Origin of the sequence: Kribbella sp. NPDC051936 (genome assembly GCF_040680955.1) — a bacterium.
Taxonomy (GTDB): domain Bacteria; phylum Actinomycetota; class Actinomycetes; order Propionibacteriales; family Kribbellaceae; genus Kribbella.
This window is the reverse complement of the sequence record NZ_JBFAXS010000004.1, coordinates 239,492-256,108: the sequence shown is the minus strand read 5'-3', so window position 1 is coordinate 256,108 and position 16,617 is coordinate 239,492. Positions and strand designations below refer to the sequence as shown.

Here is a 16,617-nt window from a genome sequence, read left to right as displayed (position 1 = left end):
CTGTCCCAGGCCCGGGCGGGCTTGGGATGATCTGCGCATGAACGAGATCGTCATCGTGCAGCCGGACGAGACGTGGCCCGCGCAGTACGAGAAGACCGCGCACGCGATCCGTGGACAGCTCGGCGAACTGGTCCAGCGGATCGATCACATCGGCTCGACCTCGGTCCCCGGGTTGCCGGCCAAGGACATCCTCGACATCCAGGTGACGGTCGCCACCGAACCCGAACTGGACGACGTCGCCGAGCGAATGGTCGCGGCGGACTGGGAACTCCGCCCGCCGCGACGCGACCATCCGGTGCCGGGGCTGCCCGCGGACGACATCCACTGGGTGAAGCGGATGCTGGTCGAGCCCATGTACCGGCGTCGGGTGAACCTGCACATCCGGGTCGCCGGCCGGGCCAACCAGCGGTACGCGCTGCTGTTCCGCGACTATCTGCGCAATCACCCGGAGACGGCACGCGCGTACGCCGTCTTCAAGCAGCACGCCGCAGCGCTCCGGCTCGAGATCGGCGACTACGCCGACCTGAAGGACCCGGTCTGCGATCTCATCTATCTACCGGCCGAGGAATGGGCCGCCCGCACCGGATGGACCAGCTAGCGGGCGGCTCGAGTCGTTGCTCTGAGCATCAGCGCTCGCTGGGCGGAAGGTTGAGGTGCGCCCACACGGCTCGCCACACCACCTTGGCGGCCTCACCGTCGGCCAGGGCCTCGACGACCGTGCGGCCGTCGAGCTCCTGAACCACCTGGGTCTCTGCCCAGGTCCGTGCATACGCGGGCCCGAGATGGTGATCCATCCGCGCCCAGAATTCCGTCAGTCTCATGCCTGCCCGTCGTTGTCCTTCGGGGGCTGACTCCACCCGCCCTGTTGCGGCGGCTGCTGGCCGTAGGGCGAACCCTGCTGCGGCTGACCAGGCTGCTGACCCTGTCCAGGCTGCTGACCCCAACCACCGGGAGCCTGCTGCTGCGGCGGCTGCGAGCCCCACTGTCCCTGCCCCTGCTGAGGCTGCCCAGGGTACTGCTGCGGACCAGGCTGCCCCGGCTGCTGCCCGCCGTACGGCGGCTGGCCCTGACCGGGCTGCCCCTGACCGGGCTGCCCCTGCTGCGGCTGGCCCGGGTACTGCCCCGGCTGCCCGCCGTACTGACCTGGCTGGCCCGGCTGCCCGCCGTACTGACCTGGCTGGCCCGGCTGCCCGCCGTACTGACCGGGCTGACCCGGGTACTGCTGTCCGGGCTGGCCGTACTGCTGCTGGCCGTATCCGGGCTGCCCCGGGTATTGCCCCTGGCCGCCGTACGGACCGGGCTGGCCCGGGTACTGCCCCGGAAACTGCTGGCCGTAGCCCTGCGGACCCTTCGCCTTCCGGCTGCGCAGCACGACGAAGACAACCGCGGCGATCGCCAGCACCACGAGCAAGATGATCAGGATCAGCGCCCACATCGGGAACCCGCCGCCGGCCTCGGAGGTCAGGGAGATCTTCCCCAACTTGTCGATGCTGTCGTAGGTCGCCGTCCGGCCGCTGACATTCGCACCGCTGTCGTGCTCGAGGATCTTGCCCGGCATGGTGATCTTGAAGTTCACGTCCGGCTGGCTGCCACCGGACGGCAGGTTGCTGCCCAGGTCACTGGCCTTGACCGTCACCGTGACCTTGTCGCCGTTCTTGGTGAAACTGACGCCGTCACCGCTCGAGCTGCCCATCTTGTCGAACGGCACGTTCTTGAACGAGCAGTCCGACCCGACGTACTTGTCATCCTCGTACGACTTGCACTCGACGCCTTCGGTGGCGCCCGACTTGATGCTGCTCTCGATCTGCTGCCGGACCTTGTCGAGGGACTGGCCGCTGGACTGCAGCAGCTGCTTGTCCACCCCGATCTTCATGGTCCCCGAGACCGTCTCGTTCGACCCGACCTTCAGGTCGGCGTCGAGCTTGACGCACCCGGTCAGCCCGACCAGGCAGGCCACGACGACGAGGGCTGCACGTACGCGGTTCATCATGCCGTCGATCATTCCAGACGAAGGGGACAAGCTGTGCATCGGACGGAAAGCGTGTGCTCACGGTGGGCGACCGGATGGTTCGTGAAAACTGTCGGCGGGACCCGGCAAGATGGTCGGCGTGAAGAAGACCAGCGCGTTGAGCCGGTTCTCGCCCGCGACCCGGGCGTGGTTCGGCGACGTCTTCGAGGCGGCCACCCCGGCCCAGCTCGAGGCGTGGGACGCCATCACCGCGGGCCGGGACGCGCTGGTGGTCGCCCCGACGGGCTCCGGGAAGACGCTGGCGGCCTTCCTCTGGGCGCTCGACCGGCTGGCGACGACGCCGCCACCGTCCGACCCGAAGCTGCGCTGCCGGGTTCTCTACGTGTCACCGCTGAAGGCCCTCGCCGTCGACGTCGAGCGGAACCTCCGCGCCCCGCTGATCGGCATCCGCGAGACCGCCCGCCGGCTCGGTGAGGCGCCGATCGACGTCGAGGTTGCGGTGCGATCGGGCGACACCCCGGCCGCCGAGCGGCGGCGGTTCGCGTCGCGGCCCTCCGACGTACTCATCACGACGCCGGAGTCGTTGTTCCTGCTGCTGACGTCGCAAGGCCGGGAGTCCCTGCGTGGCGTCGAGACGGTCATCGTCGACGAGGTGCACGCTGTCGCCGGGACCAAGCGGGGTGCACATCTGGCGCTGACCCTCGAGCGGCTCGATGCGCTGCTGCCGAAGCCGGCGCAGCGCATCGGTCTGTCCGCGACCGTGCGACCGGTGGAAGAGGTTGCGCGGTTCCTCGGCGGCGAGCGGCCGGTCACGGTCGTGCAGCCCAAGTTCACGAAGCAGTGGGACCTCAGTGTCGTCGTTCCCGTCGAAGACATGGCCGAGCTGGCCGCGACCGAGGTGGAGACCTCAGGGTCCGCGGCCGGGCCGCAACAGCACGCATCGATCTGGCCGCATGTCGAGGAGCAGGTCTTCGACCTGATCAGCCAGCACAGCTCGACGATCGTCTTCGCGAACTCGCGCCGCCTCGCCGAGCGCCTGACAGCCCGGCTGAACGAGATCGCCGCCGAGCGCGCCGAGCTGGAGCTGCCCGAGCTCGGGTCACCTGCTCAGCTGATGGCGCAGTCCGGCGGATCACTTGCCGCGCCGCCGTTGATCGCGCGGGCCCACCACGGCTCGGTCAGCAAGGAGCAGCGTGCACTCATCGAAGCCGACCTGAAGTCCGGGCGGCTACCCTGCGTCGTGGCGACGAGCAGCCTCGAGCTCGGCATCGACATGGGCGCCGTGGATCTGGTCATCCAGGTCGAGGCGCCGCCGTCCGTCGCCAGCGGGTTGCAGCGGGTCGGACGGGCCGGTCACCAGGTCGGCGCCGTCTCCCGCGGTGTGCTGTTCCCCAAGTTCCGCGGCGATCTGATCGACACCGCCGTCGTCGTCCAGCGCATGCAGGACGGGCTGATCGAGAGTCTGCACATCCCCGCGAATCCGCTCGACGTGCTCGCACAGCAGATCGTGTCGATCGTCGCGCTCGAGCCCATCGACGTCGACGACCTTTTTGCTCTGGTGCGACGCTGCGCCCCGTTCGCGACGCTGCCGAGATCGGCGTTCGACGGCGTGCTCGACATGCTGTCCGGTCGCTACCCGTCCGACGAGTTCGCGGAGTTGCGACCGCGGATCGTGTTCGACCGGGTGAGCGGTGAGATCTCCGGCCGGCCGGGCGCGCAGCGGCTCGCAGTGACCAGCGGCGGGACGATTCCGGACCGCGGGCTGTTCGGGGTGTTCCTGGTCGGCGAGTCGACGAACCATCGAGTCGGCGAGCTCGACGAGGAGATGGTGTACGAGTCCCGCGTCGGCGACGTGTTCACGCTCGGCGCGTCGAGCTGGCGGATCGAGGACATCACGCACGACCGGGTGCTCGTCTCCCCCGCCCCCGGTCAGCCGGGCAGGTTGCCGTTCTGGAAGGGCGACGCGGTCGGCCGACCGGCGGAGCTCGGCGCGGCGACCGGGGCGTTCGTTCGCAAGATGGCGTCGTTGCCCGCAGCCAAGGCGGTCGAGCGCGCGCGGACCGCCGGGCTGGACGACTTCGCCGCGAACAACCTGGTCTCGTATCTGGCCGAGCAACGCGACGCGACCAGCCGCGTGCCTGACGACGTGACGATCGTCGTCGAGCGGTTCCGCGACGAGCTCGGCGACTGGCGGGTCTGCGTGCATTCGCCGTACGGCGGTCAGGTGCACGGTCCGTGGGCGCTGGCGATCGCCGCGCGGCTCCGGGATCGGTACGGGATGGACGCGCAGTCGGTGTCCGGCGACGACGGGATCGTCCTGCGCCTGCCGGAGACGGACGAAGCGCCACCGGGTGCGGATCTGGTCCTGTTCGATCCGGCCGACATCGAGGATCTGGTGACCAACGAGGTCGGCGGATCCGCCTTGTTCGCGGCGCGGTTCCGGGAGTGCGCGGCGCGGGCCTTGTTGCTGCCACGCCGCAACCCGGGGCGTCGATCACCCCTGTGGCAGCAGCGGCAGCGCGCCTCGCAGCTGTTGAGTGTGGCCAGCAAGTTCGGCTCGTTCCCAATCGTGCTCGAGACGCTGCGCGAGGTCCTGCAGGATGTGTACGACCTGCCGGCGTTGAAGGATCTGCTGACCGGGATCGAAGAGCGCCGGATCTCGGTCGTTGAGGTCGAGACGCCGGAGGCATCACCCTTCGCGAAGTCGTTGCTGTTCGGCTACGTGGGCGCCTTCATGTACGAGGGCGACAGCCCGCTCGCGGAGAAGCGCGCCGCCGCGCTCGCGCTCGACCAGAGCCTGCTGGCGGAGCTGCTCGGGCGGACCGAGCTGCGAGAGCTGCTCGACGCGGAGGTCGTGCTGCGGACCGAGGCCGAGCTGCAACGCCTGGCCGAGGATCGTCGAGCCCGCGATGCCGAGGGCTTGTTCGACGTACTGCGGATCGTCGGCCCGCTGTCATTGCCGGAGGCAACCCAGCGGTGCGTCGACGGTTCGGACGCGGAGTCCTGGCTGACGTCGCTGGCCGTGGCGCGTCGCGTCGTACGGGTGCGGATCGCGGGCGAGCACAGATGGGCTGTCGTCGAGGACGTCGCCCGGTTGCGCGATGCCCTCGGCGTGCCACTGCCGCCCGGGGTCGCGGAGGCACACGCCGAGCCGGTCGCCGATCCGCTCGGCGACCTCGTGTCGCGGTATGCGCGGACGCACGGACCGTTCCGCGCTATCGATCTCGCGACGCATCTGGGGATCGGAGTCGCCGTCGTCACGGACACGCTGCGTCGGCTTAGTGCGGCCGGTCGAGTCGTCGAGGGTGAGTTCCTGCCGGGCGGGATCGCGCTCGAGTGGTGCGACGGCGAGGTGCTGCGCCTGTTGCGCCGACGCTCACTTGCCGCGTTGCGCAAGGAGGTCGAGCCGGTCGATCCGTCTGCGCTGGCGCGATTCCTGCCGGCCTGGCAAGGGATCACGAGCAGTCGCGGCCGCGGGTACGACGTGCTGCTCGGCGCCGTCGAGCAACTCGCGGGATGCGCGGTTCCGGCTTCGGCGCTCGAGTCGATCGTGTTGCCGTCGCGCGTCCCCGGGTATCAGCCGTCGATGCTGGACGAGCTGACGGCGACCGGTGAAGTGGTATGGGCCGGCTCAGGTTCGCTGCCGGGGACGGACGGATGGGTGTCGCTTCATCTCGCGGACAACTGCGATCTGACATTGCCCGACCCGGATCCGGCCTTCGAGCTCGGCGAGACCCATCAGGCCGTCCTCGACGCGTTGTCCGGCGGCGGCGCGTTCTTCTTCCGCCAACTGAGCGACGTCGTCGGATCCCGCTCGGGTGTGGTGGAGGACGAGACGCTGGTGACCGTTCTCTGGGACCTGGTGTGGGCGGGGTATCTGACGAACGACACCCTCACGCCGGTCCGGTCGCTCGTCGGCGGCGGCCGAGGCAGTCATCGGACACGTCGTTCCACTCCACGCGCGCGTCCTGGGCGACCGCTACGACCTGGACGTCCCGCGATGCCGTCACGGAGTGGTCCGCCCACCGCGGGCGGCCGATGGTCGTTGCTCCCAGAGCGGAGCTCCGACGCGACTCGGCGCGCGCACGCCGCGGCGGAGACACTGCTCGATCGCTACGGCATCGTGACGCGAGGCTCGGTGATCACCGAGCGGACGCCGGGCGGGTTCGCGGCCGTCTACAAGGTGCTGAGTGCGTTCGAGGAGTCCGGTCGATGCCGGCGCGGGTACTTCGTCGCTGGGCTGGGTGCCGCACAGTTCGCCTTGCCCGGCGCCGTCGACCGGCTACGGGCGCTCGCTGAGCTGCCGACGCCTGCCAAACCTGACGGACCGTTCGGTCCACCGGGGCGCTTCGGCCCTGGCGGTTCCCGGGCAGGCGGCCGCAAGGACGAGGAACTGACCGCGCGCGCCGTCGTACTGGCCGCATCCGATCCAGCGAATCCCTACGGCGCGGCGCTGCCGTGGCCTGAGCGAGAGAGTGCCGGCGGACATCGTCCGGGCCGGAAGGCGGGCGCATTGGTCGTGATGGTCGACGGGCAGCTGATCGTGTATGTCGAGCGTGGCGGCCGGACCGTGCTGAGTTTCACCGAGGATCCGGACCTGCTCCAGCCGGCCGTGGACGCGTTGGCGTTGGCAATTCGGGACGGGCAGCTCGGCAAGCTCAGTGTGGAGACAGCCGACGGCGAGCAGGTCCGGCATACGGCGTTCGGCGACGCGTTGGCCAAGGCAGGGTTCCACGCAACGCCGCGCGGTCTGCGGCTGCGGGCCTGAAGTGGCGAGTCATGCCTGAAGGAGACACCGTCTGGCGGGCCTGCAAGCGGCTGAACCAGGCGCTTGCCGGCCAGGTGCTCGTTCGGACCGATTTCCGCGTGCCGTCGCTGGCGACGACCGATCTGAGCGGGCGGACCGTGGCGGAGGTGGTTGCGCGCGGCAAGCACATCCTGATGCGGCTCTCCGGTGGAGTCACGGTGCACAGCCACTTCCGGATGGACGGTAGCTGGCATCTCTATCGACCGGGTGAGCGATGGCGTGGCGGGCCGGGCCACGAGATACGGGCGGTTCTCGAAACGGAAGCCTGGACTGCGGTTGGATACCGCCTTCCGGTGCTCGACCTCGTCGCCACCGACAAGGAAGACAGCGTCGTCGGGCATCTCGGCCCCGATCTCCTGTCGCCGTCGTTCGACCGAGCGACCGCGATCGCGAACGTCGAGTCCGATGCTGGGCGCACGATCAGCGAGGCCTTGCTGGACCAACGCAACCTCGCCGGGATCGGCAACTTCTACCGCACCGAAATCTGCTTCCTGCTCGGCCTGCACCCGCGGCGTCCGGTGGGAGAGGTCGATGTCCCCGCCGCGGTCGACCTGAGCCGGAAGCTGATGAAAGCCAACGTACGCAACGTCGCGCAGGTCAGCACCGGCATCGACCGGCCGGGACAACGCTCATGGGTGTTCGAGCGCGCCGGGAAGCCCTGCCGCCGGTGCGGTACGACGATCCTCACCGAGATGCTCGGCGAGCCGACCCGGGAACGAGTCACCTACTGGTGCCCGGCCTGCCAGCCCGAGACGTGACCTCTCCGTCCTGGGAATGTCCTGTGGACAACTCCTCCGACGGGACCGAACACGGGTACCTTCTCTGACGCATCGAACAGATGTTCGAGCGAGAGGAGAAAGCGATGTGCGACCAGTGTGGCGGGCTGACCGACGAGCGGTATTCGCGGCAGATCGAGCGAAACATCCAGACGTACGGGTGGACGATGCAGTTCGTCGAGGGCGACGGCGACCGCAACCCGGCCTTCGGGTACACACTCGGCCTCAGCCTGTACCGGCATCCGGAGATCATCGTTTTCGAGCCTGAGCCGTGTCACGCCTACCTCGGGCTCAAGCCGCTCGCCTGGGCCGTGACGGACGGCGCGACGTTCGACGAAGGCGACGACCTGTCGGAGCTGTTCCCGCCCCCACACACAGCCGAGCTGCTCCGGTTCCCCGACTCAGCGTTGCACCTGTTCACCGCCAACGCGATGTTCCGGCAGCCTGGCCAGCCGTCGTTGCCGGCCCTGCAGCTCGTGTGGCCGGGCCGCACAGGTCTGATCCAGCCGCCCAGCAGTAGTCCCGGTCCCGACGGAGACGGGCGATGACCGGGTCAGGCGGCGGAGGCGACGACCTCGGTCTCGATGGCCGGGTGCGCCAGCACCAGAGCCTCTTCCCGCGCCAGATCCTCGCTCACCTCGGCGAAGACGGTCGACAGCGGCACATCCAGCGCCATACAGATGGCCGCCAGCAGCTCACTCGAAGCTTCCTTCTGACCGCGCTCGACCTCGGACAGGTAGCCGAGGCTGACCCGTGCGTCGGCGGAGACCTCGCGCAGAGTGCGCCCCTGGCGCAGCCGCTTACGCCGCAGCACGTCGCCCAGCAGGCCACGAACCAGCACCATGAGGTTTCTCCCTTCCGCCTGTCCGGCCGTACCTACTCGCACGGTAGCTCGGCCGTAGGAACCAACGGTACCTGTTGCTGGGTCACTACTTCTCGCAATGTCCACCTTCGGTGCGCCGTGCCAGTCTGCCTTACCTGTCCCCATGCTGGTCCCAACACCCCGTTCAGTCGAGATCTTCCGTCACAACTTCTGCCCCGAGTTTCAGGACGGCCTGCACACTCCCCCTGCGGACAGCTGTCCTATCGCCGCTCAACTGCAGCTTCCGCACCTGCACGGAGCTCGGCCCAGCCGCTGCGACGTACACCGTGCCGGCTTCGATACCCGCCTGCGGGTCCGGACCGGCCACACCTGTCGTCGCGAGCCCGTAATCCGCCCCCAGACGCTCCCGCACACCCGTGGCCAACGCGGCGGCCGTGTCCGGGTGCACCGGCCCCACAGCAGCCAGCAGATCCTCCGGCACACCCGCGAGCTTGGCCTTCAGATCACTCGCGTAGACCACCACGCCACCTCGATACACAGCCGACACCCCCGGCACATCCGTCAGAACCGCCCCGACCATCCCCCCTGTCAACGACTCAGCCGTGGCCAGCGTCACGCGATGTTCCAGCAAGAGCTCCACCAATCGGCCAACCGCCGCCTCAACTGCCTCTCCGGCCACGCCCACCTCCGACTCTCGATCCACACCGGCACTCCAGTGCCATCAGCCAACACCACACCCACTACCCCACATCGCACACCATGCCCCTCGTGGTGTGTCGACGGTGACGACGGGGGCGCGCTCGGCTAGTAGCCGGCCGTGGCGATGCGTTCGACCAGGGGTTCGAGGTCGGCGGTGAGTTGGTCGATCTCGTGCGGCTGCAGGCAGTCGTACGCGGGGGCGGCGAGCGCGTCCGTGAGGGCCTCGATGCGGTTCCTCGTCTCGCGGCCGGCAGGCGTGAACTTGCCTTCTGCGTCCACGAGGCCGCGTTTGCGCAGGCCGTCCACCACCGCGTCGAGCTGAGCCGGCGTCAGCGGGTCGAGCCGTCCGTAGTCGGCCGGGGCCATGCCCCAGTCGAGCGCCTGCAGTACGTGGGCTTCCTGGCCGTCGATGCCTTCGGACACCAGGGCCACGACGTGGCCGTTGCCGCGGTGCTCGCGGAGGAGCGTGGCCGCGTGCCAGAGGCGGGTGAGTGGCTCGTCCGGCACCGGGAGCGACCGCAGCGCGGCGTACAGGATCCGTCCTTCCATAGGGGCGTCCATTGCTGCGCGGATGGCGAGGTCCGCGGCGCGGGCGACCGCCGGCGTGTCGGCGAGGTCACCCAGGACGCGCCGCAGTGCCGCGACACATCCTTGGCGGTGAGCCTCGAGTGCTGCCTCGGGCGTTGCGACGTCCCAGCAGGCCGGGATGCAGGCGGCGACCTCGCCCGGGGCGAAGTTGTAGAAGAGCGCGTCCACGACTTCGGCGGGTACCCGGCCCAGCGGGGCGGATCGTGCGGCGAAGTATCCGGGCCAGTAGCCCTCATATCCGAGGGCCTGGAGCGCTTCGTTCGGCTCGTCGGACATGTAGGCGACCAGGTGCAGCGGTTCCAGCAGCTCGTTCCCGAGCCGACGCCCGACGGCGGCCGGCGTGGCGAGGGCTGGTGAGGCGGTGCGGGTGTCCAACATGCTGATCTCCGGAGGTTGAAGCGACCGGCCCGTTGCTGGTCTCTCACAGTGGCTACGAAGACGCTCGTCCTGATCCGACACGCTTGACGAAGTCTCACCGCGCCCTGTCCGCGCAGTTACGAGATTGGTCGTCCTTGGAGGCGGGCGGCGCGGGCGTGACCAGACAGGGCCTAGACTCGCTCGGATGCCGAAGTCGACTGCTGGAAGCGCGAAGGGTGGCGGTCGCGGGCGTACGCTCGCGCAGACATATCGACGGTTCGGTGAGGTCGAAGCGCCGAAGATCTCACCGGTGTACGCGCAGATCGCGATCGCGCTGAGTGAGTCGGACGAAGCGCTGCGGGTCATCGGAAGCGCCTCTCCACGCGGCCGGCGTCCGGCGGGGATCCTCGCCGCACTTCACTACTTAGCCCTGGCCGGCCAGGCCCCCGAGCTGTCCGCCGCCTTCGCCAGCACCACAGTTCACCCCAGCCCGCCGGATGCGGAGGTTGGTGGGGTGGCTGTGGGGGTCATGGGGCGGTTGGGAGAGGCTCTCGTGGAGGTTGCCTCGGGGTGGAAGGTGTTGGGGGACGAGGGTGGACGGCATGCCTTGCTGTACCCGGCGGTTGCTGAGGTGGCGCGGCGGGTGGGGGTGGAGTCGGTCGGGTTGGTTGATGTGGGGCGGTCGGCTGGGCTGAATTTGACTGTTGATCGGGTGGGGATCGCGTACGGGAACGGGCAGTCGTTGGGTGATCCGGGGTCGGCGGTTCAGGTGTCGGCTTCGGTTGTGGGTGAGGGGCGGGTGCCGTCTCTGGGTATGCCGGAGGTTGGGGCTCGCGTGGTGGTTGATGCAGGTCCGGTTGATGTGACGGATGCGGATGTAGCGCGGTGGCTACGGGCGTGTGTGCCGCCGGATCAGGTGGAGCGAGGGTCGAGGCTCGAGGCGGAGTTGGCTTTGGCGACGGCGGCTCCCCCGCTGCTTGTCGAGGGTGACGTTGTCGACGTTCTTCCGGAGGCGATCGGGTCGGTGCCGGACGGCGTACTGCCGGTGGTGATCACGACCTGGGCGTTGTCCGGTCTGGATCTCGAAGGGCGGTTGAGGTTCCTGCAGCGGCTGGACGAGGCGGCGACCCGGCGGCCGGTCGCGTGGGTGTCGGTCGAGGGGGTCGGGGTCGCGCCGGGGATCCCGACGTTCGGCGACCGGCGGGCTTCCGGCCACAGCATTCTCGGCCTGGCAGTGCTCGACCACAGCTCCCTCCACGCCACCGCAGTCGGCCGCTGCTGGCTCCGCGGCGAAATGCTCACCTGGCTGGCCCAGTCGTAAGCCCACTAACCGTCGTCAGCCCGCTGGCCGAGTCGTAAGCCGGCTGGCCGAGTCGTGAGCCGGCTGGCCGAGTCGTGAGCCGGCTGGCCGAGTTCTTGAGCCTGCTGGGTGAGTCATGCGCCCAGCCCTCCCGCGCCCGCCTCCTAGGTCGCGACGACGCCTTGCTCTGCTCCCCCCTGTGCTGGCCGGTCCGCGGGTTGGACTGGCCCCTAGGCCCGACCTGTCCTGGGCCTGACCAGCCTTAGGTCCGATAGATCCGTAGGCCCAGGATCCTGGCGGTCACGCCGTACCAGTTCCACCCCTGCCCGGGGGCCTGCACCTGTCGCCCCCGGCGCGCCGTACCCGAACGATCCCCGGCAGCACGCCGTACCCCACACACCGGAACCCTTGGACCGCGCACCTGTCGCCCGCGGCACGCGGGCAGCGCCCGACCGTACGCCCTACCCGTCCGCACCAGGTTCCCCGGCAGCACGCCACGCCGTACCCACACGCACCGGCCCCCCGGACCGCGCACCTGTCGAGCGGGGCACGGCGTCCGCGAACAGTCCCCACCAGCACGCCGTGCCCGCACACACCGGAACCTCCCGACCGCGCTCCTGTCGCCGGTGGCACGCCCGCGCGGCTGGGGCCCGACCGTACGCCGTACCCGTCCGCACCAGGTTCCACGGCAGCACACGCCTTGCTCGCTGCCGGCATGTGCGAACAGTCCCCGGCAGCACGACGTACCCACACACCGGAACCCCAGGACCGCACACCTGTCGCACCCGGCACGCCGTGCGCAGGCAGAGCCCGGCCGTACGCCGTACCTGTCCGCACCAGATTGCCCGGCGGCACACGCCATGCTCGCTGCCGCCGTGTGCGAACAGTCCCCGGCAGCACGCCGTGCCCGTCCGCACGAGGTTCCCCGGGCGGCACACGCCATCCTTGCTGCCGCCGTGTGCGACCAGTCCCCGGCAGCACGCCGCACCCCACGCGCCGGAACGCCCAGACCACGCACCTGTCGCTCGGGGCACGCCCACCCGGCTAGGGCCCGGCGGTACGCCGTACCCGTCCGCACCGGGTCTCCGGCGCTATACCGTTGCTCGCTGCCGCCGTGTGCGAACAGTTCCCGGCAGCACCCCCGCCCGGACGCACGGGAATCCCCGGACCGCGCACCTGTCGCCCGCGGCACGCCGTGCGCGAACAGTCGTCGGCGGTACGCCCTACCGGTCCGCACCGGGTTCCCGGGGGCGGGCTGCGCGCCCTGCGCGGGCAGTTGTCGGCGGCGTGGTGAGTCGTGTTCGGCGGTTATGGGAGGGGGCGTTTGGCGGCGGCTCTGAGGCGGAGGGCTCGGAGGAGGTAGTCGAGGCCTGTGATGAGGGTGACCAGGACTGCGGCGGCCATGATGATGACGGCGGGCCAGTGGATCAGGGCGACGTCTTGCCATGGGAGGAGGTAGAGGCCCAGGGCGATGGCTTGGAGGACGGTTTTGAGTTTGCCGCCGCGGCTGGCGGGCATGACGCCGTGCCGGATGACCCAGAAGCGGAGGAGGGTGACGCCCCATTCGCGGACCAGGACGACGACGGTGACCCACCACGGGAGCTCGCCCAGGTACGAGAGGCCGATGAACGCGGCGCCGGTGAGGGCCTTGTCCGCGATCGGGTCGGCGATCTTGCCGAAGTTGGTGACCAGGTTCCAGCGCCGGGCGATGTCGCCGTCGAAGCGGTCGGTGACGATCGCGACGACGAACGCGGCGGTGGCGAGCAGCCGGTCGCCGGTGCCCTCGCCGCCGTCGCGGAGCAGAAGCCAGACGAACAGCGGTACCAGGACCAGCCGCAGGACCGTGAGCGCGTTCGGCAGGTTCCAGGCGCTGGGCGCGTGGAGAGGACCGCCGGCGGCGCCCGGTGCCGGGTTCGTCGGGGGGTTGCTCACGCGGTCAGGTTAGCTGCCGGACGGCCGCTTGGGGTGCTCACGAGTGCCGCGAACTCGGCGATCAGGTCAACACCGTCGCTCGCGACGACCTTCGCGGACACCAGGTCGCCTACCCGTACGCCGTCCGGAAGGCCGGTCAGCGTCGTGATTCCGTCCACCTCCGGCCCCTGGTGCGCGGCCCGTCCCTCGGCCGACTGCCCGGAGGCCGACTCGGCGGCGTCCGACCCCGAGACGTCCGACCCGGCAGTGCCCGACCGGGTAGCGTCCGAACCCGAGATGTCCGAGCCCGTGGCGTCGGAGGTGTCGGAGGCGTCGTCGAGGGATTCGACCAGGACCTCGACCAGTTCGCCGATGCGGGACTCGGCGCGCGAGGAGGTCAGGTCCTCGGCCAGGCGGGTGACGCGGTCCAGGCGGGCGGCGATGGTGTCCTCGTCGAGCTTGCCGTCGTACGTCTCGGCCTCGGTGCCGTCCTCGTCGGAGTAGCCGAAGACGCCGATCGCGTCCAGGCCGGCGCGGGAGAGGAAGTCGCAGAGGATGTCGACGTCCTCCTCGGTCTCGCCCGGGAAGCCGACGATGACGTTGCTGCGGATACCGGCCGTGGGAGCGGCCGCGCGGACCTGGGCGATGAGCTCGAGGAAGCGCTCGGAGTCGCCGAAGCGGCGCATGCGGCGCAGCAGCGGGCCGGAGGCGTGCTGGAAGGACAGGTCGAAGTACGGCACGACGCCGGGGGTGCCGGTCATCGCGGTGATGAGGGTGGGGCGCATCTCGGCGGGTTGGAGGTACGAGACGCGCACTCGGGTGATCCCAGCGACCCGGGCGATCTCGCCGATCAGAGTTTCCAGGAGGCGGAGGTCGCCGAGGTCCTTGCCGTAGGAGGTGGAGTTCTCGGAGACGAGGAAGAGTTCGCGTACGCCGTTCTCGGCGAGCCACTCGGCCTCGCGGAGCACCTCGCCCGGGCGGCGGGACACGAAGGCGCCGCGGAACATCGGGATCGCGCAGAACGCGCAGCGGCGGTCGCAGCCGGAGGCGAGCTTCAGCGGGGCCATCGGGCCGCCGTCGAGGCGTCGGCGCATGACGCGGGGGCCGCTGGCGGGGGCGGTGGCGAGGTCGGGGGCGTCGATCTTCAGCTCGTCCGAGGCACCGGTGACGAAGCGTCCCTTGAGCTCGCCAGGAGCGCTCGGGCCGGCGCCGGCCGGCCGGAGCTGCTCGGGGATGTGCGAGCCCGCAACAGCAGCCCGCCCGGAGGCGGCGGCCCCAGCAGCGGCCGAGCCGGTGCCGGGGATCCCGGACGTGGCAGTCCCGGACGCAGCAGCCCCAGACGCGGCAGTCCCGGCGGCACCGGTCCCGGCGGCACCGGTCCCGGCGGCAGCAGTCCCGGTCGTGGAGTCTGGGGTGGTGTCGCCGTGGCCGGGGATGGCTACGCCAGGGGTGGTGTGGCGGTCGGCGGGGGCGAGTGGCAGGAGTTTGCGGCGGTCGCGGGGTACGTGGGGCTGGTGCTTGGCGCCGGAGAGGATGCTGCGGAGGCGGTCCGAGATGTCGGCGTAATCGTCGAAGCTGAGGATCGCGTCCGTCTCCGGGAGGGCCTCGGCGAGTTGTTCGCCGTACCGCTCGGCGAGGCAGCCGACCGCGACGACGGCCTGCGTGCGCCCGGACTCCTTGTAGTCGGCGGCCGCGAGCAGCGTGTCGACGGAGTCCTTCTTGGCGGCCTCGACGAAGCCGCAGGTGTTCACCACCACCGTGTCCGCCTCGGCGGCGTCGTCGACGAGGCGGAATCCGCCGGCTTCGAGCCGGCCGGCCAGTTCCTCGGAGTCGACATCGTTGCGGGCACAGCCCAGCGTGACCAGGGCGACGGTGGTGGGTGGCGTAGTCATCCCCACGAGTATGACGCGCTGTGCACGTCCCTACCTAACTCAGCAGCTTCAGGACCCGGTGCCGGAGGTCTTGCTGAGGGTGCCGTCCGGGTGGGCGGTGAAGCGGTAGAGCTTGGTCGGGATCTGCTTGCCGTTCAGCACGACGACGAGGTTGGCGGGGTTGCCCACTGTCACCCGGATGTCGCCGGAGCTGGTGACGGACTGCGCGATGCCGGGGCCGAGGCGCCCCTGGAACAGGCGGCGGTTCTTCTTGTCGCGGACCGTCAGGTACGTGCCGTTGCCCTTCGCCGTCAGCGTCAGCGAGGTCTTCAGCGCCGGCGGCTTCGCCGAGGTCGGCGTCTTGGTGGGCTGAACGCTCGGCTGCGGCGTCGGCTTCGGGGTCGGCGTCGTGACCGTCGCGGTGGCGGTCGCGGTCTTCGACGCGTTGGCCTCGATGTCGCTGGGCAGGGTGAACAGGCGCACCATCCCCCAGCCCATCAGGACGACCAGGATCGCGCCGACCAGCAGTGCCCAGCGCGGCCGCGCCGGACGCAGCGTCGGGGCCTTGACCGCGGCGCGCTCCTCGCGGCGGGACTTCTCCTCCTCGACGGCGTGTTCGGCGTCGAAGGCGGCGAGCAACGGGGCGGGGTCGGCCTTGACCACGCGGGCGATCGACCGGATGTGCCCGCGGGCGTAGAAGTTTCCGCCGCAGCGGGAGAAGTCGTCGGCCTCCATGGCGATCAGCAGCCCGGATCTGATCCGGGTCGCAGCGCTCAGCTGCTCGATCGTCATGTCGGCCCGCTCACGGGCCGCCGTGAGATCGCTGCCGATGCTCACCTCGCCACCACCCTCTCGTTCGTCGCCCTGTCCCCCGGACGGGCTGTGCTCGCCGACGGCAGCGCCGCGGACATCATCTCAACGGCCCTCGCCCGACGGAGTCACGGACGAGTCAGAGTTGTTCCCTGACCGGACATCTCGCATCGGCCAGCATGTGCAGCGCCTGCACCACTTCCCCGTTGGACGGCCGGGCCGTCAACCCGAACGGTATCGCGAGCGAGGACCCTGTCAGGCGCCGGTTGGCATCAGTCGTCTTGCGGGTCGAACTCGGCATCGCACCGAGGATCGGCCCGGGATCCTGCAGATGTACGGCGATCCGCCCGTCGTCGAGCGGATGCCGCCGCTGCAGCACCGTCACCTCTTCGATGTCCTCCCAGCGGGTACCCACCCACTCGCTGCCGATCCGCAGCCGGATGCCGACGTCGTCGGCGACCAGCATCTCCCCCACCGTCAGCGCGCGGGCGCACACCAGCGCCAGCACCGCGAACGCCGCGGCCGCGAGCCAGCGCAGGACGCCGGTCGGGCTGGTGGATCCCGACGCCGCGAAGCCGATCGCCACCAGCGCCGCGCCGACGGCGAGTCCGCCGTGCACCTTCTGGGAGGCCCGGACGGTGAACGGCGTGGGCTCGGGATCGGCGTCGAATCGTTCCTGCCTGGGCAGTGCGCTCGCGGCGGTCAC

At 70.2% G+C, this 16,617-nt stretch carries 14 protein-coding genes; 5 read left to right on the top strand and 9 right to left on the bottom strand.

The window, feature by feature from the left end; genetic code table 11:
* Window positions 1-37 precede the first annotated feature (37 nt).
* On the top strand, window positions 38-598 hold the full coding sequence (locus AB0L64_RS15170; protein ID WP_359933623.1) for a GrpB family protein: 561 nt from the start codon (window positions 38-40) through the stop codon (window positions 596-598).
* 28 nt (window positions 599-626) lie between these two features.
* Here the strand turns inward: AB0L64_RS15170 and AB0L64_RS15165 are convergent, their stop codons facing one another.
* A complete protein-coding gene (locus AB0L64_RS15165; protein WP_355690102.1) occupies window positions 627-821 on the bottom strand; it encodes a DUF3046 domain-containing protein in 195 nt (64 codons plus the stop codon).
* Window positions 818-1,990: a hypothetical protein gene (locus tag AB0L64_RS15160; protein ID WP_363710721.1), complete on the bottom strand. Its 1,173-nt coding sequence runs from the start codon at window positions 1,988-1,990 to the stop codon at window positions 818-820. The genes AB0L64_RS15165 and AB0L64_RS15160 overlap by 4 nt, the downstream gene beginning before the upstream one ends.
* 109 nt (window positions 1,991-2,099) lie before the next feature.
* Here AB0L64_RS15160 and AB0L64_RS15155 point away from each other — a divergent pair, with 109 nt between their 5' ends.
* From AB0L64_RS15155 to AB0L64_RS15145, 3 genes are all read left to right on the top strand, one after another.
* A complete protein-coding gene (locus AB0L64_RS15155; RefSeq protein ID WP_363710720.1) occupies window positions 2,100-6,737 on the top strand; it encodes an ATP-dependent helicase in 4,638 nt (1,545 codons plus the stop codon).
* Window positions 6,738-6,748: 11 nt separating this feature from the next.
* Window positions 6,749-7,534 carry a DNA-formamidopyrimidine glycosylase family protein gene (locus AB0L64_RS15150; protein ID WP_363710719.1) on the top strand — a complete coding sequence of 262 codons (786 nt, stop codon included), beginning with the start codon at window positions 6,749-6,751 and terminating at the stop codon, window positions 7,532-7,534.
* Window positions 7,535-7,638: 104 nt separating this feature from the next.
* Window positions 7,639-8,100, top strand: coding sequence for a DUF4262 domain-containing protein (locus tag AB0L64_RS15145; protein WP_363710718.1), 462 nt, complete (start codon window positions 7,639-7,641; stop codon window positions 8,098-8,100).
* Window positions 8,101-8,105: 5 nt separating this feature from the next.
* Here the strand turns inward: AB0L64_RS15145 and AB0L64_RS15140 are convergent, their stop codons facing one another.
* The 3 genes from AB0L64_RS15140 to AB0L64_RS15130 all read right to left on the bottom strand — a co-directional run bounded on the left by AB0L64_RS15140 (window position 8,106) and on the right by AB0L64_RS15130 (window position 10,040).
* Window positions 8,106-8,396, bottom strand: coding sequence for a helix-turn-helix transcriptional regulator (locus tag AB0L64_RS15140; protein WP_355690095.1), 291 nt, complete (start codon window positions 8,394-8,396; stop codon window positions 8,106-8,108).
* A 163-nt stretch (window positions 8,397-8,559) separates the two neighbouring features.
* Window positions 8,560-9,018, bottom strand: coding sequence for a CinA family protein (locus tag AB0L64_RS15135; protein WP_363711137.1), 459 nt, complete (start codon window positions 9,016-9,018; stop codon window positions 8,560-8,562).
* A gap of 161 nt (window positions 9,019-9,179) precedes the next feature.
* A complete protein-coding gene (locus AB0L64_RS15130) occupies window positions 9,180-10,040 on the bottom strand; it encodes a MarR family transcriptional regulator (protein WP_363710717.1) in 861 nt (286 codons plus the stop codon).
* A gap of 184 nt (window positions 10,041-10,224) precedes the next feature.
* Between AB0L64_RS15130 and AB0L64_RS15125 the strand changes: the two genes are divergently transcribed.
* Window positions 10,225-11,340 (top strand): DUF2332 domain-containing protein, encoded by a 1,116-nt coding sequence (locus AB0L64_RS15125; protein WP_363710716.1) that lies wholly within the window; start codon window positions 10,225-10,227, stop codon window positions 11,338-11,340.
* Window positions 11,341-12,627: 1,287 nt separating this feature from the next.
* On the opposite strand, the gene pgsA is transcribed toward AB0L64_RS15125, so the two are convergent.
* From pgsA to AB0L64_RS15105, 4 genes are all read right to left on the bottom strand, one after another.
* A complete protein-coding gene (gene pgsA, locus AB0L64_RS15120; protein ID WP_359933609.1) occupies window positions 12,628-13,251 on the bottom strand; it encodes a CDP-diacylglycerol--glycerol-3-phosphate 3-phosphatidyltransferase in 624 nt (207 codons plus the stop codon).
* On the bottom strand, window positions 13,248-15,122 hold the full coding sequence (locus tag AB0L64_RS15115) for a radical SAM protein (protein ID WP_363710715.1): 1,875 nt from the start codon (window positions 15,120-15,122) through the stop codon (window positions 13,248-13,250). Before AB0L64_RS15115 ends, pgsA begins: the two co-directional genes overlap by 4 nt.
* A gap of 48 nt (window positions 15,123-15,170) precedes the next feature.
* Complete coding sequence (locus AB0L64_RS15110; RefSeq protein WP_363710714.1) at window positions 15,171-15,938, bottom strand: helix-turn-helix domain-containing protein; 768 nt, start codon at window positions 15,936-15,938, stop codon at window positions 15,171-15,173.
* 112 nt (window positions 15,939-16,050) lie between these two features.
* Window positions 16,051-16,617, bottom strand: coding sequence for a hypothetical protein (locus AB0L64_RS15105; protein ID WP_363710713.1), 567 nt, complete (start codon window positions 16,615-16,617; stop codon window positions 16,051-16,053).